Genomic DNA, 24593 nt, shown 5'->3' with positions numbered 1-24593 from the left:
TATTATCCGTGGAATTTGTGAAATCTGTGGGAACTAAAAAAAGCATATAATTTTATCGAAAATAAATTTTTGTGCTTTAAAAACTTGATTTCGTAATGACAAAATTCAATAAATAAAAAAGCCTGCTTCAATATGAGGCAGACTTTTTATTTATAATACTTTCAATTCTAAGTCAATGGATTTTCCAAAGAACTTCTTTGAAATTTTCTCGAAATTCTTGGTGATATCCGACAGATAGAAATGATAATTAGGCTTTGAGTTATGATCATGTAAAAGATTATACTTATCAAGAATGATCTTCAGATGATTGGCTACAATATTCGGAGAGTCAATGACACGGACTCTGTTTCCGTAGTACTGTTTAATCTCATCAATTAAAAGAGGATAATGAGTACAGCCCAGAATCAGAGTTTCAATATTTTTTAATTTATTATTACTTAAATAATTATAAATTATAGCATGGGTGATGGGATGGTTTTTAAACCCTTCTTCAATAGCAGGAACCAATAACGGGGTTGCCAGTTCGTCTACTTTGATCCATTTATTATGCTTTCTGATACTCTTTTTGTAGAGCCCTGAATTCACGGTTGCCTTGGTAGCAATTACGCCTACATTATTATGGATTTCGTATGACACTTTTTCGGCCACAGGATTAATAACGTCTATGACAGGAACTTTTCCTGCAACGGACTGCATCACTTCATTCAAAGCATTAGCCGTTGCCGTATTACAGGCAATTACAATCGCTTTACAGTTCTGCTCAAGCAGGAAATTGGTGATCTTTGTAGAATATTCAATAATCGCATCTTTGGATTTTTCTCCGTATGGAAGGTGCTTTGTATCTCCAAAATAGATCAGATCTTCATTAGGAAGAAGTCTTTTGATTTCTTTGGCAACGGTAAGACCTCCTACTCCGCTGTCGAAAATTCCGATAGGCTGGTTGGGTGAAAGATGTGAATAATCTTGTTTTTTCGTTTTCAAATGAGTTGAAATTTTATACAAAAATAGTGAATTTTATGGCATGCTGTATACATACAAACATTATACAATAAACAAATCTGAAGCAATTCCGTCTGCCATAAACCAATGTTTTTCAGGAATTTTTAAATGTTCATTCTCAATGATTAAAATACCTTCCTCCATTTTAGCTTTGATTTCTCTATGAAAATGTTCTAATAATCTCTCTGAAAATTTATTTTTTAAACTTTCAAGATCTACTCCCCAGATAGTTCGTAAGCCAATCATAATCATTTCATTAAACTGATCTTCCTGGGAAAGAATTTCTTCTTCTTTGGCAAGAAGTTTATCATTCAGTTTTTTGATGTACTGCTGATTATTGGCAACATTCCAGCTTCGGACATCAAATCCGTTATAGGAATGCGCTGATGGTCCTATTCCAAGATATTCATTGTATTTCCAGTAAGCAGAATTGTGTCGTGAGTAAAAACCAGGTTTGGCAAAATTGGAAACTTCATAATGTTCAAAACCATGATCTTTTAAAAAGTCAGATAGATAATAGAATTCCCTGTTTTGCTCTTCTTCCCGGGGACTTTTTACTTTCCCTTTGGAGATCCAGTTTTCTAAAGCTGTTTTAGGCTCAACAGTTAATGCATAAGATGAAATATGAGGAACTTCTAAAGCAATTGTTTTATTCAGGTTTTCTTTCCAGATTTCAAGATTGGATGTGGGCGAACCATAGATCAGATCAATACTCAGGTTTTCAAAACCGAAATCCTGAGCCCGTTTGATAGAGCTTTCTGCTTCAGAAGCACTGTGAGCCCTGTTCATCAGTTTCAGATCTTCTTCAAAAAAGCTTTGTGTGCCGATTGACAATCTGTTTACAGGCGTTCCGGCAAGCTGTTTTAAAAAATTTTTATCCAGATCATCGGGATTGGCTTCCAGAGTGACTTCTATATCGTTTTCAAAACTGAAGTACTTCAGAACATCATCTATTAAAGAACTGATCTCATCCACAGAAAGAATAGAAGGAGTTCCTCCTCCGAAATACAGAGATTTCAGGTTTTTGTTCTGCAATTCATCTTTTCTCAGCAGTATTTCAGTTTTCATGGCACGAAGCATTTCATCCTTGAAATTCAGGGATGTTGAAAAATGAAAGTTACAATAGCTGCATTTTTGTTTACAGAACGGGATGTGAATATATATCATAAAAAAGCTCTGAAAAATTTCAGAGCTCAAATTTATTTAAATTAAATTAATTAGTATCTAAATCCTCTAGCATTAATGAAGTTGTCGAAGTTATATCCAAGACCGATCATGAAGCTGTTTCCTCCATAGCTCTGGATATCAGATAATCCAAGGTTATACGTAGCTCCGATCATGAATTTGTTGAATCTTACTTTTACAATTGGAGAAATACTCAGGTCCTGATTGTCAAATCTGTTCTGAACCGTTCTGTAGCTTACCCCGAAAGAGAATGCGTTGATATCGTTAGAGAATGTCGCCATCAGGTTCCAGTCGATCATTCTAGTTGAGTTTGTATTAAGGTTGATCAATGCTGACGGTGCAATGGTAATATTATCAGCAATGTTCCAGTTGTATCCTAAATTTAAGAAGAATTTAATTGGAGAAGGCTCGTAGTTGTTTACGATAGAGGCATCATTACTTAATGCGATATCGTTTACGGAAACACCCCCGAATAATCCTCTGTAGGTAGCGGCCAAACCGAAGTTGGCATACACCATGAAGATGTTGCTTTCTTCACCTCTCAATAATGGGTCACCTCCTTCTTCAGTATTGATTTTTGAATAATCAAAATTCATGTTATAGAAGTTAACACTTGTACCGAAAGAGAACTGGTCTTTTCTGTCTCCTTCACTACTTAGCGGAATAAAATATGAAGCACCAGCCGTGATACCACCCGCAGAGATCGGTCCGTTACTGTCTCTGAACACGGAAATACCAGCACCTACTCTATCAAAGATATTCGCATTGATCCCGATTGACTGTACATTCGGAGAATTACTGAATTTTGAAAATTGTTGTTGATAATTGGCGTTGAGCTGTACGTAATCTGTTTTTCCGTATTGAGCTGGGTTGAACAGGAACTCACCATCCAAAAGATATTGCTGATAGTATGGTAGTGATTCTTGTGCTTTGTATGCATTTGACAAAAGAGCTAAACATACGATAGCATATAGTTTTCTCATAACAAATCTTGATTTCAATTCAACAAATATAAAAAAAATCTCAATATATTTTTAGTTTTCCAAATAATTTCTCCATTTTTTTACAGCATCCGCCATATCTTTGGGCATTGGGCTCTCAAAATATAATTCCTTCTTTGTTGTTGGGTGTATAAATCCAAGGGTATGGGCATGTAAGGCATGTCTTGGCAAAATTTCAAAAACATTTTTAATAAATTGCTTGTATTTGGGAAGATTTACCCCTCTCAAAGGAGTATGCCCCTCATATCTTTCATCATTAAACAAAGTATGGCCGATATGTCTGAAATGTGCTCTGATCTGATGGGTTCTCCCCGTCTCCAGCTTACATTCTACCCAGGTCATATATTTGAATCTCTCAAGGACTTTATAATGGGTCACAGCGTGTTTCCCCTGACTGCCGTCTTCATAAACGGACATCTGCATTCTGTTTTTAGGATGTCTTCCGATGTGGCCTCTGATGGTTCCCTCATCATCCTGCATATTTCCCCACACAAAAGCCCAGTACAGTCTCTTTGTAGTTCTGTTAAAGAACTGTTTGGCAAGGAAGCTCAATGCATATTCATTCTTGGCAATCACCAACAGCCCTGATGTATCTTTATCAATTCTGTGTACAAGCCCTACTCTATCTAGATCGGATTTCTCTCCGTTCTTTTCAAAATGGAAAGCAAGCGCATTCACCAATGTTCCGTCCCAGTTTCCAAATCCTGGGTGTACCACCATTCCTGCTTCCTTATCCACTACAACAAGATCATCATCTTCATAAACAATATTCACCGGAATATCCTGTGGAATAATGACATTTTCTCTTGGAGGGTGCGTAAGCAAAACTGAAATCTGATCTCCCGGTTTCACCCGGTAATTCTGTTTCACCGCAGTTCCGTTCACGATAACATTTCCGGCTCTGCAGGTCTGTGAAATTTTATTCCTTGAAGAATTCTGTCTGTATATTAAAAGGAACTTATCAATTCTTAATGGTTCCTGTTTACTGTCAACAGTGATATTAAGATGTTCATACAAACCTTTATTTTCCTCGTCAATATCGATGTTTTCGATACTGTTGGAATCTAATAATTCTTCATCTAAAAAATCTTCGTTATCTTCTGACATTGTTTTATATTTTTTACACAAAAGGCCTCAACATTTTGCAGTTGAAGCCTGTATTTTTGATATTAATCTGATTTTATTCTACGACAACCTTCTTAGCTTTCGGCTTTTGTGAAGGCTGCTGAGTGGTTGTTGCAGCCGGCTTGGCTGTACTTCCTGCTGCAGAGGTAGTGGTGGAAGTTTTAGGCTTCTCTGTACTTTGGGCTGCAGGTTTAGAAGTGGTAGTCTGAGGTTTTGGAGTCTCAGTTTTCGGTACTTCAGGTTTTGGAGTTTCTCTTCTAGGAGCTGGTACTACCGGAGCTTCATAACTTGGCTCACTATGCACTTCTTCATATCGTACCGGAGGAAGTGAAGTATCTACTTTCATACGATAGATAGAATTCAGCTGCTCTACTTTAGCTCTTAATTCGGCAGGAGTCCTCTTACTTGCCCAAAGATCGATCTGCATTCCCTGATCACGAACATCGCCGGAAGCAGGATCCTGATAATAGATAATATCAGACTCATCTTTACCTCCATCTTCATGCTCTACCAATCCTACTTCAAACATACTTTTGGTAATGACAGCTCTTGCTTCTTTTACTGTAAGTCCCACAACATTAGGAATAGAGATATTTCTCATCGGCCCGGACCCCACTACTACATCAATAGTAGAGAATCTTGGTAAACGGGTACCCGGATTTACCGCATTTCCTTTATATAATATTCTTAAAAGAGCATCTTTCTGAATACTAGGCTCATAAATCGTATCCCCGATTTTAAGGCCTACCTGATCCAGTCTCTGGAATGCCAGTCCTGAATATTTATTGATTACATTCGGAACCGCAATAGGAGCCCATGTTCTCGGATTTACTTTTAGCGTTACCGTTCTTCCGTCTTTTACACGGGAACCTGGCGCAGGATATACCTGCAATACCTGGAATGGTCTGTATTTAGGATCATAATTGGCACTGTCTACTTCATATTCCAGCCCTGTATCATCTAATATTTTAACGGCATCATGCACCGATTTATTTACAATATTGGGAACAGGAATTTCCTGACCGTGATTAGTATGGTACTCCAACCAGCGAAATGTAAGCCATACAAGCCCCACGAAAACACCGATGGCTACTACTAAATTCAGTAAAACTTTCCAATTGAAAAGTGATTTAAGCATACTTAAAAATACTTTAATTATAACCGCAAATATAGCTAATAATTTTAGAATGGACTTTTTATTTAACACAATTCATTTTTGATTTTAAAATTTGCCGATTTCCCATATTGCATTGCATAAAATGATTAAATTTGCCTTAATTGATACTATATGGTTATGAATAAAAAAAGTGTTGCCGTAGTAATGGGAGGCTATTCCGATGAATATGTTGTTTCCTTAAAAAGCGGACAATTGATTTATGATTCTCTGGACAGAAATCTCTATGATGTATATAAGGTAGTAGTCCTTAAAGATGAATGGTATTTTTTAGGGGAAAATGACACAAAATATGCCATCAACAGAGGAGATTTTTCTGTGACTTTAGATAATGGTGAAAACTTAAAATTTGATGTTTGTTTCAATATCATCCACGGAACTCCGGGAGAAAACGGAATTCTTCAGGCATATTGGGATGCTATTGGACAAAAATATACAGGCTGCGATTTTTATCAGAGTGCTCTTACTTTCAATAAAAAAGACACTCTTGCCGTATTATCAAAATACGGAATTCCTTCTGCTAAAAGTATTTATTTAAGAAAAGGGGAAGACATCAATGTGGATGAAATTGTAGCAGAACTGAATCTCCCACTATTTGTAAAACCTAACCAGTCCGGTTCTTCTCTGGGAATTTCAAAAGTAAAGGAAAAATCAGAACTTATTGCTGCCACTGAAATTGCATTCAAGGAAGATGACGAAATCCTGATCGAAAGTTTTCTGGATGGAATGGAAGTTTCCGTAGGCGTTATTGATTTTAAAGGAGAAACCATTGTTCTGGGAATCACAGAAATTGTTCCTACCAATGAATTCTTCGATTACGAGGCAAAATATGAAGGTGCTTCTGAAGAAATTACACCGGCAAGAATTGACGGGGAAACCACAAAAAGAGTGGAAGAAATTGCTAAAAGAGCTTATAATTCATTAGGAATGAGTGGTTTTTCCAGAAGTGAATACATTCTGATGAACGGAATTCCTTATATGCTTGAAATGAATACCAATCCGGGATTCTCTCCCGCAAGTATTCTTCCTCAACAGGCAAGACACTATGGAATTTCCATCATGGATCTTTGTGGAAATGAAGTTGAAAAAGCACTTAATAAATAATAAGAAGTTAGAGATTAGAGGTTAGAAGTTAGAGATCGAATACACTTTTAACAAATAATTCACTACTCAAAATCATAACTCGTACAACATGAAAATTGCTGTTTTCCCTGGGTCTTTTGACCCGATTACACTAGGACATTACGACATTATAGAAAGAGCGGCACCGCTATTTGATAAATTAATCATTGCTATAGGGCAAAATTCTCAGAAAAAATATATGTTCCCTCTTGAAAAAAGAATGGAATTTATCCAGAACTCTGTAGCAGAATTCCCCAATGTGGAAGTAGATTATTTTGAAGGACTTACCGTTGATTATTGTTTTGAAAAAAACGCACAATACATCATCAGAGGTCTGAGAAATCCGGCTGATTTCGAGTTTGAAAAAGCAATTGCCCATACCAACAGAACCTTAGCCCACAAAAAACTGGAAACCGTATTCTTACTAACTTCTTCAGGAAAATCTTTCATCAGCAGCAGTATAGTAAGAGAGATCCTTAACCATGGAGGTGAATACGAACTATTGGTTCCTGAATCCGTGAGGGTGGAGAGATAAAAAAATATAATTGATGAGCGATAAATGATAATTGATATAATGGCCAAGAATTTGCTTAAGCAGAAATCATTCATCAATTATCATTTATCAACAATCATTTATAATTATATATGCACGAACAGTTCAATTTTGCGATAGAAGTCCTTGGGACCATTGCCTTTTCCATGTCCGGAAGTTTTGCAGCAATGCAGAAACGGCTTGATCCGTTCGGAGTGCTTATTATTGCATTTGTAACCTCTGTAGGAGGAGGAACTGTAAGAGACCTGTTACTGGATATCCCTGTATTCTGGATGCATGATATTCTGATGTGTACCCTGATTCTGGTGACGAGTATTTTTTCAATGGTCTTCAAATCTCTTGAAAAGAATTTTAAAGTCACTTTATTTATCTTCGACAGCTTCGGGCTTGGTTTGTTCACCATAATCGGTGTACAAAAAGGATTAAATGCAGGAATTCATCCTATGATCTGTATTGCATTAGGAACCATAACCGGCTGTTTTGGAGGGATTATACGGGATATATTGCTCAACAGGATTCCATTGATTTTCAGAAAGGAAATTTATGCTACGGCATGTATCGTGGGAGGAGCAGCATTTTTACTGATGACCAGATACACTACGCTTTCTTATACTTTCATACAGATCTTCACTATTTTACTGATCGTTGCCATTCGAACATTTGCTGTAAAATACCACTGGCAGATACCTAAATTTTACGGCTATGATCATAATAATTCGGAAATGTAATTTAAACGTCATTACTGTTCAATGAAAAGTTTAAATACATTGACAGTATCAATATTGATGGCTCCTCTGAAGCTTTATTTTTACGGAGATATCATTTTTTCTGCAACAGTAGATCACGACGGGATCAAATCCAGCTCCAATGGGAGCCAACTGTTAATAGAATGTATTTGTTTTAAAATCATAGCTCCGGAGGAGCGACCTGTTAATTATTTTTAAATAAATCGGACAACAATATTTAAAAGTATTTATTTACCCAAAAGAAACTTTTAATTCCAAAAATAAAAAACAAAAAGTCCTGAAAAATTCAGGACTTTTATAGTATATGTTAGGATGACTAGAAGAATTTTCCTCTGTTTCTCATATTCGGGTTATGCATATGCTTCTGCATGGTTGGCATTTTCAACTGCTCTTTCATCATTTTAATCTGATCCGTCATCATTCCGGCACTATCCAGTCTTTTTGCTTCCTCAAGTAACTTCTGCCCTTCCTGCTTTCTTCCTTTAGAAATAGCTGCAGCAGCAAGATTTAAAGTAGCCATTGCTCTGTCGTGTTTCATATTCAAACCATATTCCAATGCTTTTTTCATGAAAGGCTCTACTTTCGCAGGGTGATCCTGAGCTTGTGTCAATCCTGATAAATAGTGGAAATATCCATATTGAGTCTTATGAAGCTGTGTTTTATAATCTGTAATTTTAGACAGCCATTCTCCGGCTTTCTCCATATTTTGTTTTCTCAATTGCCAGAATGCCAAAAGAATATATTCATTCTTAAAGAATAGTAAGATGGGAAATGCAGCCAAAAGAAAAACAACAATACCCCATCCCAGATTTCTTGTGAAAATCATCATATAAAGTCCTAACAGGATAAGAAGTGCTGCTACTGCAATTTTTATGTATTTATTCATTATTAAATTTTAGAAGTGCAAAGATAATAAATTTAGAGCTTAAAGTTCAAAAAGTCAATGGTGAATGGTCAATTCGCTGCGCTTGTTAGTTTTGTAACTGCGGAAAATTCACGATTCACTTTGCGAAGCAAAATTGACTATTGATATCTAATCTTCTTTTTTGATTTTTTCAAACGTCTGGAAACAGAAATCATAACCGTTCTTTTCGTCTTTTTCATGGCAAATTTCGTTGGTCATTTTCCAGATTTTCGGATCTATTTTCGGAAAGAATGTATCAGCCTGAAGATCTGCTTTCACCAGCGTCACTTCTAGTCTGTCCACAACATCCATGGTCTGTTCATATATATTTCCACCACCGATTACAAAAACGTCTTCATCAATCTTCCTGGCAAATTTCAATGCTTCCTTGATGCTTCCTACAATAAGGATTCCTTCTTCAAACCAGTCTTTCTTTCTTGACACAACAATGTTGGTACGGTTTGGAAGGGCCTTCCCAATACTTTCGTATGTTTTTCTTCCCATAATAACCGGATGCCCTGAAGTAATCTCTTTAAAATGTTTCAAATCTTTGGGAAGATGCCAAAGCAACTGGTTTTCAAAACCAATTTCATTTTTCTCTCCCATTGCCACCACTATTGTTGTCATTCAAATAATTTTTTACAAAATTAGCACATAATTTGTATATTTGGTTAGCACAAAAAATTTAAAAAAATAAACTATGAAAAATAAAGGATGTCTGGGCGCAGGAACCATTGGTATTGCCCTTCTTATTATTGTTGCAATTCTATTCTTCTGGGGAAAAAGCGGATATAACAGTTTTGTCAACAAAGAACAGACAGTAAATGCAAAATGGTCTAATGTAGAGACTGTTTATCAGAAAAGAGCCAACCTTATTCCTAACCTGGAAAGAACCGTAAAATCGTATTCAAAATTTGAGCAGGAAACTTTAACTCAAGTTGTGGAAGCCCGTTCCAAAGCGACTTCTATCAATATTGATCCTACGAATATGACCGAAGCTGATTTGGCTAAATTCCAGGCAGCACAAGGAGAATTATCGGGTGCATTAAGCAGATTGATGGCCGTGGTGGAATCTTATCCTAACCTGAAAGCAGACCAGCAGTATATCAACTTCCAGAGAGAATACACTGCTATTGAAAACAGTATCAGAACGGAAACAGTTTACTATAATGATGCTGCAAAGGATTATAATACTTCCATCAAGACTTTCCCGAATAATATTCTGGCGAATTTCACCAACTTCAAAGAAAAACCTTATTTCAAAGCTGACGCAGGCGCTCAGAAAGCTCCTGAAGTATTCAAATAATAATGGGTAATTTCCTTACAAATCAACAGATCGCTTCCCTTGTGGAAGCGATTCAGTCTGCGGAAGATCATTCTACGGGAGAGATCAGAGTGCATATTGATTCCAATACGGAAAACCGTGATGCCAAGACTGCATTTGAAGTTTTTAAAAAACTGGCTATGGATAAGACAGCCGACAGAAATGCGGTGCTTTTTCATGTCAACTTCGAACAAAAATATCTTACCATCATTGGAGATACCGGGATTCATGAAAAAGTAAAACAGTCGTACTGGGATCATCTTCACGATTATATCACTGCTGAATTTGCCAAAGGAAATTATTATCAGGCTCTGAAAAGTGCCATCCTGGAAACAGGACTTGAACTCAAAAAACATTTTCCTGTAGAAGGAGAAAACCCAAACCAACTTCCAAATGAAATTACGTTCTCTTAAAATAGTATTTTCATTTTTACTGCTCTGCTTTTACACTTTTGTATCAGCACAATATACCATTCCTGAAAAGCCAGCAGTGCTTTATCCTGTTTTTGATGAAGCCGGATTACTTTCCCAGCAGGAAAAAGATGCGCTTAATCATAAACTGATCAAGTTTGCAGATTCTACATCAACTGAAATTGAAGTGGTAATCATCCGCTCTACCAAAGGAGAAGATGTAAATTTTCTGGCTACCATGTTTGGTGAAAAATGGAAAATCGGAAAAAAAGGAGTAGACAACGGAGTGGTTTTCCTTATCGCAACAGAAGACAGAACGATGTCTATCCAACAGGGGCGTGCCGTAGAGCAATACCTTACCGCTTCAGTAGCTGGACAAATCTTAGATTACATCGTCACCCCAAATTTCAAAAAAGGACTGTGGTATGAAGGGATCAATGGTGGAACCTCAGCGATTATGGAGGCTGTTGAGGGAAAATTCAAACCTGTAGCCACAACAGCTCCTTCCGGCAACGGAAGTGCCTTTAAAGTTCTTATCATTGCTTTTATTATTTTCATCATCATTGCTATCCTGTTTGGCAACAGAGGTGGCGGACGTGGTGGAAATAATGACGACGATGATGATGTGATTATCACCAGAAGAGGACGCAGAAATTATCCTGGCGGTTTCTTCCCGTTCCCGGGCAGCTTCGGAGGAGGTGGCTTTGGCGGTGGAAGTTCCGGAGGCGGAGGTGGATTCGGAGGCTTCGGCGGTGGTGGAAGCTTTGGTGGCGGTGGCGCATCCGGAGGCTGGTAAATTAACAAGTCAATTTAAAATTTATATAGAAATCAGATCGTGATGATCTGATTTTTTTATTTAAAAACCTAAAATAATACTGATTCTTTAACTTTTATTAATGTTAATTTGATATTTAGATAGTAAAAAATTAATAAAACCTCATAAAAACCACCTTTTATTCAATATTTTTTCACTATATTTACTGAAAACAGGATTATGAAGAAGACGCTGGTAGTATTTGCACACCCCTATCTGGAGCACTCCAATTCGAATGTAGAGCTCATCAATTTCTACGTTCGCCACCAGCATTATACCCTGAGAGATCTTTACGAAGAATATCCTGACTTTCATATCGCAGCTTTCCGGGAAAGGAAACGCCTTAAAAACTATGAACGTTTTATCTTCCAGTTTCCCCTGATATGGTTCGGAATGCCTCCTCTTCTCAGATTATGGATTGATGAAGTTTTCGACAGAGACTGGCTGAAAGACGGCGAACATAATCCGCTCGAAGGAAAAGAAGTCTATATTCTGGTAACCACAGGCGGAAAAGAAAGGTCTTTCAGCAAAACCGGCACTTATCAATATACCATAGATGAACTCATCAGCGGGCTTATTGTTTCATTAAAAGTTTTTAAAGCAGATATTAAGCATATCAAAATCGTATACGAAGCCAATAAGCTCTCTAAAAAAGAAATTATTTTACATAAAAAAGAATTTACAGAACTACTCAATCAATAGCATATGGAATCCAGCTTAGCGATGAACACATTAATTTTCCTCGGTGTAGCCATTATTATGGTTCCATTAGCCAGGAAATTAGGGTTGAGTTCTGTCATCGGTTATATTTTAGGAGGAATTATCATAGGTCCTTACGTCCTTAAACTTACAGGAAACAATGTCAATGACATTATGCATGCCAGCGAGTTTGGAGTGATCATGCTTTTGTTTTTGGTAGGTCTGGAATTGGAGCCCCGGAAGTTCTGGGAAATGCGAAAGAAAATAATGGGTCTTGGACTTTCTCAGATGGCCCTTACCATTCTTCTGCTTTTCCTGGTATTCACATGCGTAGGCTGGAGAGTAGACAAAGCGATTGCTATTGCCATGTGTTTTGCGCTGTCTTCTACCGCTATTGTTCTGCAGACTTTACAGGAAAAAAATAATCTCAAAACCACCGCCGGAGAAGCTTCATTTTCCACGCTTCTGTTTCAGGATATTTCAGTAATTCCTATTTTGGCAATATTACCTATTCTGGCTAATTATAAGGCCAAACATCATGACAATGAAATTCAGATTCTGATTCAAAAACTCCCAGAATGGCTTCAGGCCGGAACGGTTATTTTCGGGGTAGCATTATTGATTTTACTCGGCAGATATGTATTTGTTCCATTTCTGCGCTATGTTTCAAAATCAGGAATGTCAGAACTATTGACTGCTTCTTCGTTATTTCTGGTTATTGGAGTTTCGGAGCTGATGGTTGTGATTGGTCTTTCTCCGGCATTAGGAGCTTTCCTGGCAGGGGTAATGCTTGCCAACAGTGAATTCCGTCATGAGCTGGAAGCACAAATTGACCCGTTCAAAGGCTTGCTTTTAGCTGTTTTCTTTGTGAGTGTAGGCTCTACCATTAATTTTAATATTATCCAGCAAGATCCCTTATTTATCTTCAGTACTGTTTTTGCCGTGCTGGCTGTAAAATTCGTGGTTTTATACACCATTGGAAAATTTTTCAGGATAGATACTCCCCAAAGTCTCTTCTATGCCTTTGCCCTTTCTCAGGTAGGAGAATTTGCATTTGTACTGCTTAATTATGCATCGGATCTTTATCTTTTAGGGCCGGAGATGAATGCACAGATGATGGCTGTTACGGCAATTACCATGTGTATCACTCCTATACTGCTTATCATTAATGATAAATTTATAACTCCGAAATTCATTAAAGAAATTCCAGAGGAAGAACATGATTATAATATTCTCGACAGCGATGTTGCTCAAAAGAAAATTATTATTGTAGGTTTCGGGCATTTTGGAAGTACGGTGGGACGTCTTTTAAAAGCCAATAAAATATCAGCTACCGTTTTGGACCGGGATTCTGATCGTGTGAAACTGCTTAGAAGTTATGGTTTTAAAGTATATTATGGTGACGCAACGAGGATTCCTATTTTAAGAGCGGCAGGAATTGAAGATGCTGAAATTCTCGTTTTATGTCTGGATGATCCGGATGATAATAAGTTTATTGCAGAACTTGTCCGTGAACATTATCCCAATGTGAAAATTTTTGTAAGGGCAAAAAACAGGATTGATGCTTATGATTATCTGAACAGCGGAGTCAATCATATTTACCGTGAAACATTAGGAACTGCAGTGGATATGGCTGTGGACGTACTTCATGAAACGGGAATGAGAAAATACGCAGCAAGACGTCTTGGGCAAAGATTTATGGCAATTGACAAAGCGTCAATCCGGAAGCTGGCAAAAATGAAGGAGAATAATGAAGATATTACGCTTTTTACCACAAAAGAAATCCTCCAGCGTGAGGAGGAATTATTAGCTTATGATAATCTTAATTTTGAAAATAAAAACTGGGAAGGTTCCTCATCCGCAGATGAAGAAGATGAGGAAGAAACCCAGGATTAATTTATTGGATGTTTACGCTTCCACCGCTGCTTTCGTCTTTTATCACGCTCTTAAGCTCTCCTTTTTTCGAGATATCCACACTTCCACCAGATGATGCCCCGGCATTTACACTGGAAACAGCACTTATATGAATACTTGCCCCACTGGAAGCATCTGCTTCTACATCATCAGCGATAACTCCTTTAGCAGAAACGCTGCTCCCTGAAGAAGCACTCACGTCTACTTTTTTTGCTTTACCGGAAAGATCAAGAGTTGATCCTGATGAAGATTCAATATCAAGGTTTACTGCCCATATTTTCCCATCGAAACTACTGCTGCTGCTTACATTGATATCCATATCATTAGCTTCAAGGTCTCCGGAAATACTTCCTGCACTTGATGCTTCAATATCTGTTTTCTCCTGGGTAAATTTATCTTTTACAATAATTCTTGCTGCTGAATCGGCAAGGAGTTTTTTAAAGTCTTTTGCATAAACCTTCGCTGTCACTTTACTGATATTCATCACTCTGATCCCCGGCTTATAATGAATGTGCAGTTTCCCGCCATCATTATCCACCAGAATTTCATCAATGATACTTTGAGGGGCTGAGATTTCAACCTTCTCAGTCTCAGATTTTATAATTTCTGCTTCAATGGCCTGTGAAACCTGAATTTCATCAAAATCACCATTAAATTCCTTATGCTGTATCGGGCCGCTTTCTTTGCTCACTACTTTCTCTACCCAATTACTTTTGTCTCCTTCACGGTCTCTGTTTCTGTTCTCATGTTTATCATTACATGAGGCTAAAGCCACTAAGGCTGAAAAAATAAATAAAGTACTTGTTTTCATGCTTATTCCTTTTGTTAATTTTTTTATTAATTTCTTTATTTAAATAACAACTAATTTATAAAAAATATTACATTACATTTGAAAATACTGTAAATACCACAAAGGGCTTAAAGAAATACATCCGCCGAAATATGTTCTATGATACAAGTTTTTAATATCTTTATGCTTTAATAACAACTATATTTATGAAGAATATTTCATCGGTATTATTAATTTCTGCCTTGGCGTTCAATCAATCTTGTACTACAATGAAACAGACCGATATTCAACAGGAGCTACCTGCACCTGACCCCTCTTTAGCTTCCAATCCTTTTATGAAGAAGAGTAAGCTTCAATACGAAGCTCCGGAGTTTGACAAAATCAAAAACGAACACTTCAAACCAGCTTTTAATTATGGTTTAAAGCAACATGAAGCTGAAATTATAAAAATTGCCAACAATCCGGCTGCCCCTACTTTTGAAAATACCATCGTTGCATTGGAAAAAAGTGGTGAAGTACTGAGAAGAGCACAAATTGTGTTTTCAAATCTTACCAGCGCGAACACAAACCCTACTTTACAGGCTCTGGATGAAGAATATGCCCCTATTTTTGCTGCCCATTCTGACAAACTGTACCTGAATGAAAATCTTTTCAAAAGAATACAATCCGTCAAAGAAGATGGTCTGGATTCTGAAAGCAAAAGACTTTTACAATATTATAAGCAGAATTTTGAAATTGCAGGAGCTAACCTTTCCGCAGCGGATAAAGAAAAATTAAAGCAGCTCAATCAGGAACTGGCTTCTCTTTCTACTCAATATGCCAACAAATTACTGGAAGCAAGAAAGCAGGGAGGCGTATTTTTCTCTGATGCGAAAGAACTGGAAGGACTTTCTGCTGATGAAATTGCAGCTGCTGCAGCTGATGCCAAAACTGCAGGACAACCCGGAAAATATCTTCTGGCTTTACAGAATACAACACAGCAGCCTCTTTTACAAAATTTAAAAAACAGAGCAACCAGAGAAAAGCTATTTAAAGCTTCATGGACAAGAGCTGAGAAAGGAGATGGTAATGATACAAGATCAACGATAGAGCAGCTTGCTAAACTAAGATTGAAGAAAGCACAGATTTTAGGCAAGAAAAACTTTGCTGAATGGAAACTTCAGGATCAAATGGCAAAAACCCCTGAAGCAGCAACAAAACTTATGAACCAGATTGCTACTCCGGCAGTAGAAACGGCAAGACGTGAAGCAAAAGATATTCAGGATCTTATTGATCAGCAGAAAGGAGGCTTCAAAGTAGAACCGTGGGACTGGAATTTCTATGCTGAACAGGTAAGAAAAGCAAAATTTGACCTTGATGAAAGTGAAATAAAACCGTATTTTGAAATCACAACCGTGCTTGAAAAAGGAGTTTTCTTCGCTGCTGAAAAATTCTACGGACTGACTTTCAAAAAGAGAACAGACCTTCCGGTTTATCATCCGGATGTAGTAACGTATGAAGTTTTCGATCATGATGGAAAATCTATTGCCATTTACTATCTGGATTTCTATACTAGGGATTCTAAAAACGGTGGTGCATGGATGAGTAATTTTGTAGAACAATCTTATTTATTAGGAACAAAACCTGTAATCGTGAACTGTTACAATTACCAGAAACCGGCTCCGGGGAAACCTTCATTAATCAGTTATGATGATGTTTCAACTATCTTCCATGAATTTGGTCACTCTATTCACGGAATGTTTGCCAGCCAGAAATATCCTTCGCTTTCAGGAACGAATGTACCGAGAGACTTCGTGGAATTCCCATCTCAGATTAATGAGCACTGGGCTTTAGATCCGGTTGTTCTGAAGAATTATGCTGTACATTATGAAACAAAACAGCCTATTCCGCAGGCTTTGGTAGATAAAATCAAAAAGGCAGCTACATTCAATCAGGGTTATATGACTACAGAATTGGTTTCGGCTGCTGAACTTGATATGGATTGGCATACGGTAAGCAATGAAAATCAGTTTATTCCTGTTTTAGAATTTGAAAAGCAGTCTTTAGCCAGCCATGGATTTAATCTGGCAACAGTTCCGCCAAGATATCACACGCCTTATTTCGCCCACATCTGGGGAGGTGGATATTCTGCAGGATACTATGCGTATTTATGGTCTGAAACATTGGATAACGATGCATGGGAATGGATCAGTAAAAACGGAGGATTAACCAGAGAAAACGGTGACCGTTTCAGAAAGTATATTCTGTCCGTAGGAAATTCTGTTGATCTGAACCAGGCATTCAGAGACTTTACAGGACACGATCCGGATATCAAACCTTTATTGAGAAACAGAGGGTTTATTAAATAAATCAAGGGAAGCATTCTTTAATCAGAGTGCTTCTTTTATATACCTATCTGTGATAAATAAAATTTTCTATGTTTCGGCTAAAGCCGGTGGATTTTTGTTTATTTATTTTGAACGGGCTAAAGCCCGTTTCTATTGAATATATAACAATTCAACATATTAATTCCATTATAAATTCAAATAGGCAGAAGTCGTTTCTATTGATATTGATTACTTTTGCATTCAAAATTTAAAATACAATATATGAACTGTCCATGCTGTTCAGGAAAATCATACGAAGAATGCTGCAAGCCTTATCATTCCGGAGAAAAACATGCTCCTACCGCTGAAGCTCTGATGCGTTCAAGATTCTCCGCTTTTGCCATTCCGAATGGTGAATACCTGATGGAGACTACCCTTCCGGGAAAAAGAAAATACCACAATAAGAAAGATCTTCAGGAATGGGGAGAAATCAACCAATGGACAAAACTGGAAATCATCCGTACTCCGGCTTTAAATCATGTGGAATTTAAGGCTTATTATACCGATCAGGACGGGCATCCGCAAGTTCATCATGAGTTTTCTGTTTTTCAGAAGATGCACAAACGCTGGTATTATGTTTCCGGGGAGTTTTTGGATGAGGAAACGGATTGAGAAAATATAATGGAGTGATGCTTTGCGTATAGAACCACCCCGTCAAAAATTCTTTGAATTTTCGCCGCCCCTCCACAGGGGAATGCCAAGCAATCAATACCTGTTATAACCTTATCAATAAAAATGAGCCACAGGATTATCTGTGGCTCATTTTCTTATCTGAAACATGTCCGAAAAAATCGGGCATTTATTTTTTTAGTGAGCTTCGTTTCCGTCAATTCCGTGAGCATGACCATGTGCCAACTCTTCTTCAGTTGCCGGACGAGTGTTTAAAACTTCCACCTGGAAATCTAAAACTTTACCCGCCATTGGGTGGTTAAGGTCTGCTACTACAACTTCCGGAGTAATTTCTACTACAAAAGCCTGGAAATTATTCCCCTGATTGTCTGATAAAGGAAGAATAGCTCCTACTGGTGGAAGTCCGGATTCCTTGAACATTTCCACTGGTAACTGTGCAATAGCATCAGGCTGTCTTTCACCGTAAGCTTCTTCAGGCTGAATTACGAAAGCCGCTTTATCTCCAGCTTTTAAACCTAAGATATTTTGTTCAAATTTTGGAATCATCATTCCCACACCATACAAAAATGTAAGTGGATTTTCTGTTGTCGTTTCTTCTACAAGAATCTTACTTCCATCTGGTTCGATCGTATGAAGTATATACTTTACAGCTACAACGTGATTGTTTTCGATTGTCATATTTTTTCTTTTTTTCGTGATTTTCTTTCACGATTAATCATACAAATATACTCTTTTTGAAATGATTCAGTGAGCCTGGAGGCTGGAGGTTGGAAGAAGGAAGCTATGAAAGGCATAAAGAAATGGAGATCTTCTTTTTACAGCCTTTATTTTTTTCTACTTTCGTCTCTCTTTTTTTGTCTTAGCATAAAGAGATACAGGCTCTCGACTTTTGTTCTTGCCCATGGTGTTTTCCGTAGAAATTTCAGGGAAGAACTTATGCTGGGGTTATCTGTAAAACATTTTATATTGATCTGTTCGCCCAGCCTTTCAAAACCTTGATAATATTCTACCAGTTCTTCCAGGATAGCATCAAGTCTTTTTCCGTGTAAAGGATCTTTGGACTGCTGTTCCATCTTTTTTTTGCAAAATTAACTGATTATAAGTTTATATGGAAATCTACACCTCTTCTTCCCTTTTTGTTTCTTATTTTTGAAGAAGCTATTCCTTACCAATAAAAATTATCCGTTACAAAACATGAGCAAAAACAACGAAGCGAACAGGAAGAAAAATAAAAAGAAAATTGATCAGAAAAAACGTAAAATCCAAAATGCAGAAGCTGAAAGAAAAGCAAGGTTAAAACAAATCCGGGAAGATTTCAAAGCAAGAGAAGCTGACAATAAGCTATAATTGTCTTGATCCGAAGTAAGGGAAACCTCATTTTTTTAAATTGAGTATTCTCTATCTTTACATTGTAATAACATCAAAATAATTCTCTGCGAAACAACTTGAAAATTACGCTGCAAATACTCTTTTTAATTCTCAAATTTACATTATGAAAATCCTCCACACTGCCGACTGGCATTTGGGTAAACGCCTCGACCGTTTTTCAAGACTTGAAGAACAGGTTTTGGTGATGAATGAAATTGTTCAGATGGCTGATGAACAAAACGTTGATATGGTTTTAATTGCCGGTGATCTTTTCGATAATTTTAATCCCAGTGTAGAGGCTGCTGAACTTTTTTATAAAACATTAAAACGTTTATCCCTGAACGGAAAACGTCCTGTAATTGCTATTTCCGGTAATCATGATTCGCCCAGCTTAATCAATGCTCCCGATCCTCTGGCAAGAGAGTGCGGAATTATTTTAATCGGCCATCCCAAAGCGGAAATTGTGCCTTTCGGTACGGAACATTTTAGTATCATCAACTCGAAAGAAGGTTTTATAGAACTGAAAATTGATAGGATCAACTTTCCGGTAAGAATTCTTCACACACCTTTTGCAAATGAAATCCGGTTAAAGGAATACTTTGGTGAAAATAAAGAAGAAGAAATTAACAAAGTTCTTGCACAGGAATGGAAAAATCTTGCGGATCAGTTCTGTGATGATACCGGAGTCAATCTTCTGACAGCTCATTTATACATGAATAAAAGAGGTGCGGCAATTCTCGAGGAACCGGAAGGAGAAAAACCAATTAAGATAGGAAATGCAGATCTGATTTTTTCGGACAGTATTCCTGAGCAGGTTCAGTATACCGCACTCGGTCACCTTCATGGTTTTCAGAATGTAGGAACGAAGGAAAAACCTGTGATTTATTCATCCTCTCCTCTGTGCTACAGTTTCAGTGAAGTGGGACAGGCGAAGTATGTTTCCATTATTGACGCAGAACCTGGAAAAACAGTTTCCTACGAGAAGAAACTTTTGAAAAGCGGGAGAGCTTTAGTCCGAAAAACATTTACCGCCATTGATGATGCTGTTCAGTGGCTGGGTGAAAATCCCAATACATTTATTGAACTTACGCTGGAAAGTGAGACTTTTTTAACGGCAGACGAAAGAAGATTAATCTACCAGTCTCACAACGGAATTGTACACCTTATCCCCAAAATAAAAAATCTGGAATTGGCAGAAAATCAAAACCAGCAGATCAATTTAAGTCAGGATATTGATATTTTATTCAAGGATTATTTTAAATCCAAAAACGGCGGGCAGGAAGCCAATGAAGAACTGATGAATTTGTTTAACGAAATTTTAAATGCATAAGCCATGATCCCTGTTCAATTAACTATCGAAGGACTTTACTCGTACCGGAAACGCCAGACCATTGATTTCAGAAATCTCACTGAGGCGGGTCTGTTTGGGATTTTCGGGGCTGTGGGTTCCGGAAAATCATCAGTTCTTGAGGCCATTTCGTTTGCTTTATATGGTGAAACGGAACGTCTGAATATGCGTGATAAAAGGGCTTATAACATGATGAATTTAAAATCAAACAGTTCATATATTGAATTTGATTTTATCAATTATGAGAATAAACTGTTCCGTGCTTCCCGTGATTTTAAGAGAAATTCAAAAAAGTTCGAAGAGGTAAAACCTAATGCTGTTACTTTTTATGAAAACATCAATGGCAAATGGATTCCTTTGGATCACTCGAATGCAGAAGCTATTATTGGGTTAAGCTATTCCAACTTCAAAAGAACCATCATTATTCCGCAGGGACAGTTCAAAGAATTCCTTGAATTGGGTGCTGCAGAAAGAACGAACATGATGAAGGAAATTTTTAACCTTCAGAAATTTGACCTTCAGAACAATGTTTCTGCACTCAATGTAAAAAACAGATCTGAACTGGATCAGCTGGAAGGACAGTTAAAAGGTTTCGAAGAAATCAATGAAGAGAAAATCCGGATTCAGAAAGAGCTGCTTGCAGAGGAACAAAAAAAACTCTCCGAATCCAATGAAAAACTGGAAAAGGTTTCCCAGACCTATCAACAGCTGAAAAACCTGAAAAGTGACTTTGACAGTTTACAGCAGAATAAAGAAAAGTTCGGTAAACTCTCTGAAGAAAAGCCTCAGATGGATGCTCTGGAAATACAGGCAGAATTATACGACAGGACTTTCAGAATTTTCAACCCTTTGATTATTGAGAAAAATAAACTCTCAAAAGAAATTGCTTCAAAACGAAACGAAAAGGAACAACAAATCAAAGACTGGCAGGAAACTGAAAAGGTTTTTAATACTGTAAAAGAACAGCTCATGGTCCTTGAACCACAGTTTAAAGCCTTAGAGCAATCCAGAATTCAGGAAAATGATTTGAACCTTATCATTCAGATCCTGAAATTTTCTGAAGAAATTAAGATCCTGAATGAAAGAACCCGGAAAGGTTCTGAAAAAGTAAAAGAAGTAAATCTTAATAAAGAGAAAATTCAAAAGACTATTGATGAGCTTTCCGCACAAATTAAAACCTTAAAAGAACAAAAACTGGATTCTGCCCTGCTTTCTGAAGTGGGCAACTGGTTTATTCAACAAAAGAATTTAAAAAAATCGCTTCAGGAACAAGCTGAAAAGATCGGGAAACATCAAAAGCAGATCGGAGAAATTACAGAAGAATTAAAGCCTTTTGTTTATACCAAAAATTATAAAGAAGATTTCAGAATCAGAAAAGAAACCTTAGAGACTCAAAAAAAGGAACTTTCCCATAAACTGGATCATCTCAAAATACAAAAAGAACTTTCCCGTTTTGCCAGTGAACTTCATGACGGAGAAAACTGCCCGCTCTGTGGTTCTAAAGAACATCCGCATATTGTGGAATTTCATGATGTAAATACTGAACTACAGGAAATTCAGGAGAAAATAGCATCGCTTGAACAGGAAGGAACAGGACTTCAAAAGCAGGAGGCTGAAATTGACAAGATTCTGGACCGTAAAAAGATCTTTGAGGAACAGCTTCTTTCGGAACAAAAGATACTGCTGCAGATTCAGAAGGATATTGAAAATCATCTGCTGAATTTCACCTGGAAACAATTTGCTTCCAACCAGGAAGAGGAATTTGAGAAAAAACGCTCAGACTCGTTTACGCTGGAAAAAAAGATTGAAGAAACGGAACGGAATATCGCTTTAGCAAGGGAAAATTTTGACAGAGAATCCAAAACACTGGAAAAATATAAAAGTGCTCTGGAAGCTTTCCGTCTGGAAGAAGTTTCGAAGCAGGAGCAAATTAATATCAGCCGTTCCGGTCTTAAAATTCTCGAATGGGATCTGTATGCTCAAAAGGAAATAAAAGAAATTGAAGAATCGTATCAGAAGCTTGCTTATTCTAATAAAGAGATTGAAGAAAATTACCTGAAAACTGTAGAACAGGAAAAAATTCTTTCTCCGAAACTGGCAGAGCAAAAGGCTATTGTAAGCCAATCTGAAAAGCAGATTACAGAGCTGGAGAAGGAAATTTCAGGGAATGAAGAGGCTGTTGTCAAAGCATTGGCTGATCAAAATTTCACAGAATTTAAAGACGTTGAGCATATTTTACTTCAGGAGATTAATGTTCAGCTGTTGAGAGCCAGAGTTCAGAATTTCAGGATTGAATTCGAAGCTTTAAAGAAATTCATCGGAGAGCTGGAGTTAAAACTAAAAGGACTTTCGTTCAATAACGAACAGTTTTCTATCGCTGAACAGCAGTTCACCGAAGCACAAACCGAACAAAAGCAGATTAGTGATTCTGTAGTCACAAAAACGGCTGAAATAGACCGTCTGGAAAAGGAATTTGTAAAAAAAGAGGAACTTCTGAAAGAACTGGCAAAACTTCAGAAACGTTCCGAAAATTTAAAAATCATGATGAACCTGTTTAAAGGAGCAGGCTTTGTACAATATGTTTCATCTATTTATCTGAGACAGCTTTGTGATCATGCCAATGTACGTTTTCACCGTATGACGAGAAACCAGTTGAGTCTTCAGCTGAATGAAAATAACGATTTTGAAATCATCGATTACCTCAACGAAGGAAAAAGCAGAAGTGTAAAAACGCTTTCCGGAGGGCAGGCATTTCAGGTATCGTTAAGTCTGGCTCTGGCTCTTGCAGAAAGTGTTCAGGCCAATGCGCAGGCCGATAAAAATTTCTTCTTTATTGATGAAGGTTTCGGAACTCAGGATACGGAATCTGTGAATATCGTATTTGAAACGCTCACCAATCTGATGAAAGAAAACAGGATTGTAGGAATTATTTCGCACGTGGAAGAGCTGAAAGAGAAAATTCCAACAGCGCTCAACATTATTAAAGACGAAGAAAGAGGAAGTCTGATTGAGATTGTTTAATACTATATTTAAAACAACAAAAGCCACAAAAGAAACAAATCTTTCGTGGCTTTCACACCTCACAACTTCCCTGTTACAGTCCTTTTATAACAGGTTTCACTTCATTACCAAACAATTCTATGGATTTCATCATCACATCATGAGCAGGATCTCCTACATCCATGTGTCCGATAAACCTTGTAATTCCGAAAATCTCTTTCATATAAGCAATCTTATCTGCTACTTCTGCGGGACTTCCGATAAATAATGCACCGTCTTTACTTCTTCCGCCATCATACTGTGCTTTTGTGTAAGGTGCCCAACCTCTGGAAGCTCCAATTCTGTCCATCTGAGATTTATAATTATGGAAATAACCATCTACTACTTTTTGATCATCACTTACAAAAGTATGCGAATGGATTGCGATCTGCATCTTTGAAACATCATGTCCCGCTTTTTGGTATTCCTGTTTATAAAACTCGATCAGATTTCTGAATTGGACAGGCATTCCTCCAATAATAGCTACCACTAAAGGCATTCCAAGCTGTGCTGCACTCAAAACAGACTGCGGAGTTCCTCCAACGGCTCTCCAGATGGAAAGTTTTCCGTCATTTTTTGCTCTTGGGTATACCGTTTGATTCTGCATCGGTGCACGAAGTTTTCCAGACCAGCTTACGTTTTCCTCAGCATTGATTTTTAATAATAATTCTAATTTTTCGTCAAATAACTGCTCATAATCATTCAGTGAATAGCCATACAAAGGAAATGACTCGATGAAACTTCCACGTCCCACAAATATCTCTGCTCTTCCGTCTGAAATAAGATCCAATGTTGAAAAATCCTCATATACTTTTACCGGCTCCGAGGAGCTCAAAACAGTAACGCCGCTGGCCAGTTTTATATTTTTTGTAATGCTTGCTGCTGCTGCCAAAACAATCTCCGGAGAGGAAACAGCATAATCCGGACGGTGATGTTCTCCCATAGCAAAAACATCAATTCCTACCTCATCCATCAATTTTACCTGATCCAGTATTTCACGGATCTTAATTCCTGCATCTCTATATTTTCCGGTTGACTGGTCTAAAGCCAGATCTCCGAACATTCCTATTCCTAATTCCATA

The 24593-nt window shown here is 37.5% G+C and carries 24 protein-coding genes; 13 read left to right on the top strand and 11 right to left on the bottom strand.

Annotation, left to right across the window (positions count from 1 at the left end; genetic code table 11):
- Positions 1-150: 150 nt before the first annotated feature.
- The 5 genes from murI to V0410_RS19070 form a co-directional block, all read right to left on the bottom strand.
- Complete coding sequence (murI, locus tag V0410_RS19090) at positions 151-981, bottom strand: glutamate racemase (protein ID WP_110011736.1); 831 nt, start codon at positions 979-981, stop codon at positions 151-153.
- Positions 982-1041: 60 nt separating this feature from the next.
- The gene (gene hemW, locus V0410_RS19085) at positions 1042-2166 is read right to left on the bottom strand and encodes a radical SAM family heme chaperone HemW (protein WP_330745252.1); all 1125 of its coding nucleotides are present in this window, start codon (positions 2164-2166) and stop codon (positions 1042-1044) included.
- A gap of 50 nt (positions 2167-2216) precedes the next feature.
- Complete coding sequence (locus tag V0410_RS19080; protein WP_110011724.1) at positions 2217-3167, bottom strand: PorP/SprF family type IX secretion system membrane protein; 951 nt, start codon at positions 3165-3167, stop codon at positions 2217-2219.
- Positions 3168-3218: 51 nt separating this feature from the next.
- Positions 3219-4292, bottom strand: coding sequence for an RluA family pseudouridine synthase (locus V0410_RS19075; RefSeq protein WP_171006329.1), 1074 nt, complete (start codon positions 4290-4292; stop codon positions 3219-3221).
- A 73-nt stretch (positions 4293-4365) separates the two neighbouring features.
- Positions 4366-5448 (bottom strand): PASTA domain-containing protein, encoded by a 1083-nt coding sequence (locus V0410_RS19070; protein ID WP_110011723.1) that lies wholly within the window; start codon positions 5446-5448, stop codon positions 4366-4368.
- 156 nt (positions 5449-5604) lie between these two features.
- Between V0410_RS19070 and V0410_RS19065 the strand changes: the two genes are divergently transcribed.
- From V0410_RS19065 to V0410_RS19055, 3 genes are all read left to right on the top strand, one after another.
- Positions 5605-6588, top strand: coding sequence for a D-alanine--D-alanine ligase (locus V0410_RS19065; protein WP_330745251.1), 984 nt, complete (start codon positions 5605-5607; stop codon positions 6586-6588).
- 88 nt (positions 6589-6676) lie between these two features.
- Positions 6677-7141, top strand: coding sequence for a pantetheine-phosphate adenylyltransferase (coaD, locus tag V0410_RS19060; protein ID WP_047428484.1), 465 nt, complete (start codon positions 6677-6679; stop codon positions 7139-7141).
- A 110-nt stretch (positions 7142-7251) separates the two neighbouring features.
- Complete coding sequence (locus V0410_RS19055) at positions 7252-7887, top strand: trimeric intracellular cation channel family protein (protein WP_227942395.1); 636 nt, start codon at positions 7252-7254, stop codon at positions 7885-7887.
- Positions 7888-8221: 334 nt separating this feature from the next.
- Here the strand turns inward: V0410_RS19055 and V0410_RS19050 are convergent, their stop codons facing one another.
- Together V0410_RS19050 and V0410_RS19045 are read right to left on the bottom strand one after the other, a co-directional pair.
- Positions 8222-8791, bottom strand: coding sequence for a hypothetical protein (locus V0410_RS19050; RefSeq protein WP_110011721.1), 570 nt, complete (start codon positions 8789-8791; stop codon positions 8222-8224).
- A gap of 147 nt (positions 8792-8938) precedes the next feature.
- Positions 8939-9436 carry a dihydrofolate reductase gene (locus V0410_RS19045; protein ID WP_330745250.1) on the bottom strand — a complete coding sequence of 166 codons (498 nt, stop codon included), beginning with the start codon at positions 9434-9436 and terminating at the stop codon, positions 8939-8941.
- 73 nt (positions 9437-9509) lie between these two features.
- Here V0410_RS19045 and V0410_RS19040 point away from each other — a divergent pair, with 73 nt between their 5' ends.
- The 5 genes from V0410_RS19040 to V0410_RS19020 all read left to right on the top strand — a co-directional run bounded on the left by V0410_RS19040 (position 9510) and on the right by V0410_RS19020 (position 13952).
- A complete protein-coding gene (locus V0410_RS19040; RefSeq protein WP_034693337.1) occupies positions 9510-10115 on the top strand; it encodes a LemA family protein in 606 nt (201 codons plus the stop codon).
- A gap of 2 nt (positions 10116-10117) precedes the next feature.
- Positions 10118-10546: a TPM domain-containing protein gene (locus V0410_RS19035; protein ID WP_227942397.1), complete on the top strand. Its 429-nt coding sequence runs from the start codon at positions 10118-10120 to the stop codon at positions 10544-10546.
- Positions 10527-11339, top strand: coding sequence for a TPM domain-containing protein (locus V0410_RS19030; protein ID WP_062675618.1), 813 nt, complete (start codon positions 10527-10529; stop codon positions 11337-11339). Before V0410_RS19035 ends, V0410_RS19030 begins: the two co-directional genes overlap by 20 nt.
- Before the next feature lie 198 nt (positions 11340-11537).
- Positions 11538-12059, top strand: a complete 522-nt coding sequence (locus tag V0410_RS19025) for an NAD(P)H-dependent oxidoreductase (RefSeq protein ID WP_330745249.1) — start codon at positions 11538-11540, stop codon at positions 12057-12059.
- Positions 12060-12062: 3 nt separating this feature from the next.
- Positions 12063-13952 carry a monovalent cation:proton antiporter-2 (CPA2) family protein gene (locus V0410_RS19020; RefSeq protein ID WP_330745248.1) on the top strand — a complete coding sequence of 630 codons (1890 nt, stop codon included), beginning with the start codon at positions 12063-12065 and terminating at the stop codon, positions 13950-13952.
- Position 13953: 1 nt separating this feature from the next.
- Here V0410_RS19020 and V0410_RS19015 read toward each other — a convergent pair whose 3' ends face one another.
- Positions 13954-14781, bottom strand: a complete 828-nt coding sequence (locus tag V0410_RS19015) for a GIN domain-containing protein (RefSeq protein WP_330745247.1) — start codon at positions 14779-14781, stop codon at positions 13954-13956.
- Positions 14782-14966: 185 nt separating this feature from the next.
- On the opposite strand from V0410_RS19015, the gene V0410_RS19010 reads away from it, so the two are divergent.
- A complete protein-coding gene (locus V0410_RS19010; protein ID WP_330745246.1) occupies positions 14967-17108 on the top strand; it encodes a M3 family metallopeptidase in 2142 nt (713 codons plus the stop codon).
- Positions 17109-17348: 240 nt separating this feature from the next.
- The gene (locus V0410_RS19005) at positions 17349-17738 is read left to right on the top strand and encodes a YchJ family protein (protein ID WP_330745245.1); all 390 of its coding nucleotides are present in this window, start codon (positions 17349-17351) and stop codon (positions 17736-17738) included.
- Positions 17739-17933: 195 nt separating this feature from the next.
- On the opposite strand, the gene V0410_RS19000 is transcribed toward V0410_RS19005, so the two are convergent.
- Positions 17934-18434 (bottom strand): FKBP-type peptidyl-prolyl cis-trans isomerase, encoded by a 501-nt coding sequence (locus tag V0410_RS19000; RefSeq protein ID WP_330745244.1) that lies wholly within the window; start codon positions 18432-18434, stop codon positions 17934-17936.
- 146 nt (positions 18435-18580) lie between these two features.
- Positions 18581-18829, bottom strand: a complete 249-nt coding sequence (locus V0410_RS18995) for a VF530 family DNA-binding protein (RefSeq protein WP_114820949.1) — start codon at positions 18827-18829, stop codon at positions 18581-18583.
- 121 nt (positions 18830-18950) lie between these two features.
- On the opposite strand from V0410_RS18995, the gene V0410_RS18990 reads away from it, so the two are divergent.
- The 3 genes from V0410_RS18990 to V0410_RS18980 all read left to right on the top strand — a co-directional run bounded on the left by V0410_RS18990 (position 18951) and on the right by V0410_RS18980 (position 23493).
- Complete coding sequence (locus V0410_RS18990) at positions 18951-19103, top strand: hypothetical protein (protein ID WP_171006328.1); 153 nt, start codon at positions 18951-18953, stop codon at positions 19101-19103.
- 145 nt (positions 19104-19248) lie between these two features.
- Complete coding sequence (locus V0410_RS18985) at positions 19249-20454, top strand: metallophosphoesterase family protein (protein ID WP_330745243.1); 1206 nt, start codon at positions 19249-19251, stop codon at positions 20452-20454.
- A 3-nt stretch (positions 20455-20457) separates the two neighbouring features.
- Complete coding sequence (locus V0410_RS18980; RefSeq protein ID WP_330745242.1) at positions 20458-23493, top strand: SMC family ATPase; 3036 nt, start codon at positions 20458-20460, stop codon at positions 23491-23493.
- Between the two features lie 73 nt (positions 23494-23566).
- On the opposite strand, the gene V0410_RS18975 is transcribed toward V0410_RS18980, so the two are convergent.
- Positions 23567-24592, bottom strand: coding sequence for an LLM class flavin-dependent oxidoreductase (locus V0410_RS18975; RefSeq protein ID WP_330745241.1), 1026 nt, complete (start codon positions 24590-24592; stop codon positions 23567-23569).
- Position 24593: the final 1 nt, after the last annotated feature.

Source organism: Chryseobacterium sp. CP-77 (assembly GCF_036362765.1).
Taxonomy (GTDB): Bacteria; Bacteroidota; Bacteroidia; order Flavobacteriales; family Weeksellaceae; genus Chryseobacterium; species Chryseobacterium cupriresistens.
The sequence above is the reverse complement of the archived record's forward strand: the minus strand, read 5'-3'. Positions and strand labels throughout refer to the sequence as shown.

Excerpts from the sequence above, each read along its gene's own strand:
- V0410_RS19055 (WP_227942395.1), top strand. The coding sequence starts at position 7,252 with ATGCACGAACAGTTCAATTTTGCGATAGAAGTCCTTGGGACCATTGCC.
- V0410_RS19075 (WP_171006329.1), bottom strand. The coding sequence starts at position 4,292 with ATGTCAGAAGATAACGAAGATTTTTTAGATGAAGAATTATTAGATTCC.
- V0410_RS19010 (WP_330745246.1), top strand. The coding sequence starts at position 14,967 with ATGAAGAATATTTCATCGGTATTATTAATTTCTGCCTTGGCGTTCAAT.
- V0410_RS19030 (WP_062675618.1), top strand. The coding sequence starts at position 10,527 with ATGAAATTACGTTCTCTTAAAATAGTATTTTCATTTTTACTGCTCTGC.
- V0410_RS19045 (WP_330745250.1), bottom strand. The coding sequence starts at position 9,436 with ATGACAACAATAGTGGTGGCAATGGGAGAGAAAAATGAAATTGGTTTT.
- V0410_RS19025 (WP_330745249.1), top strand. The coding sequence starts at position 11,538 with ATGAAGAAGACGCTGGTAGTATTTGCACACCCCTATCTGGAGCACTCC.
- V0410_RS19020 (WP_330745248.1), top strand. The coding sequence starts at position 12,063 with ATGGAATCCAGCTTAGCGATGAACACATTAATTTTCCTCGGTGTAGCC.
- V0410_RS19035 (WP_227942397.1), top strand. The coding sequence starts at position 10,118 with ATGGGTAATTTCCTTACAAATCAACAGATCGCTTCCCTTGTGGAAGCG.
- hemW (WP_330745252.1), bottom strand. The coding sequence starts at position 2,166 with ATGATATATATTCACATCCCGTTCTGTAAACAAAAATGCAGCTATTGT.
- V0410_RS18975 (WP_330745241.1), bottom strand. The coding sequence starts at position 24,592 with ATGGAATTAGGAATAGGAATGTTCGGAGATCTGGCTTTAGACCAGTCA.
- V0410_RS18985 (WP_330745243.1), top strand. The coding sequence starts at position 19,249 with ATGAAAATCCTCCACACTGCCGACTGGCATTTGGGTAAACGCCTCGAC.
- V0410_RS19065 (WP_330745251.1), top strand. The coding sequence starts at position 5,605 with ATGAATAAAAAAAGTGTTGCCGTAGTAATGGGAGGCTATTCCGATGAA.
- V0410_RS18980 (WP_330745242.1), top strand. The coding sequence starts at position 20,458 with ATGATCCCTGTTCAATTAACTATCGAAGGACTTTACTCGTACCGGAAA.
- V0410_RS19005 (WP_330745245.1), top strand. The coding sequence starts at position 17,349 with ATGAACTGTCCATGCTGTTCAGGAAAATCATACGAAGAATGCTGCAAG.
- coaD (WP_047428484.1), top strand. The coding sequence starts at position 6,677 with ATGAAAATTGCTGTTTTCCCTGGGTCTTTTGACCCGATTACACTAGGA.
- V0410_RS18990 (WP_171006328.1), top strand. The coding sequence starts at position 18,951 with ATGAGCAAAAACAACGAAGCGAACAGGAAGAAAAATAAAAAGAAAATT.
- V0410_RS19080 (WP_110011724.1), bottom strand. The coding sequence starts at position 3,167 with ATGAGAAAACTATATGCTATCGTATGTTTAGCTCTTTTGTCAAATGCA.
- V0410_RS19070 (WP_110011723.1), bottom strand. The coding sequence starts at position 5,448 with ATGCTTAAATCACTTTTCAATTGGAAAGTTTTACTGAATTTAGTAGTA.
- V0410_RS18995 (WP_114820949.1), bottom strand. The coding sequence starts at position 18,829 with ATGGAACAGCAGTCCAAAGATCCTTTACACGGAAAAAGACTTGATGCT.
- V0410_RS19015 (WP_330745247.1), bottom strand. The coding sequence starts at position 14,781 with ATGAAAACAAGTACTTTATTTATTTTTTCAGCCTTAGTGGCTTTAGCC.
- V0410_RS19050 (WP_110011721.1), bottom strand. The coding sequence starts at position 8,791 with ATGAATAAATACATAAAAATTGCAGTAGCAGCACTTCTTATCCTGTTA.
- V0410_RS19000 (WP_330745244.1), bottom strand. The coding sequence starts at position 18,434 with ATGACAATCGAAAACAATCACGTTGTAGCTGTAAAGTATATACTTCAT.
- V0410_RS19040 (WP_034693337.1), top strand. The coding sequence starts at position 9,510 with ATGAAAAATAAAGGATGTCTGGGCGCAGGAACCATTGGTATTGCCCTT.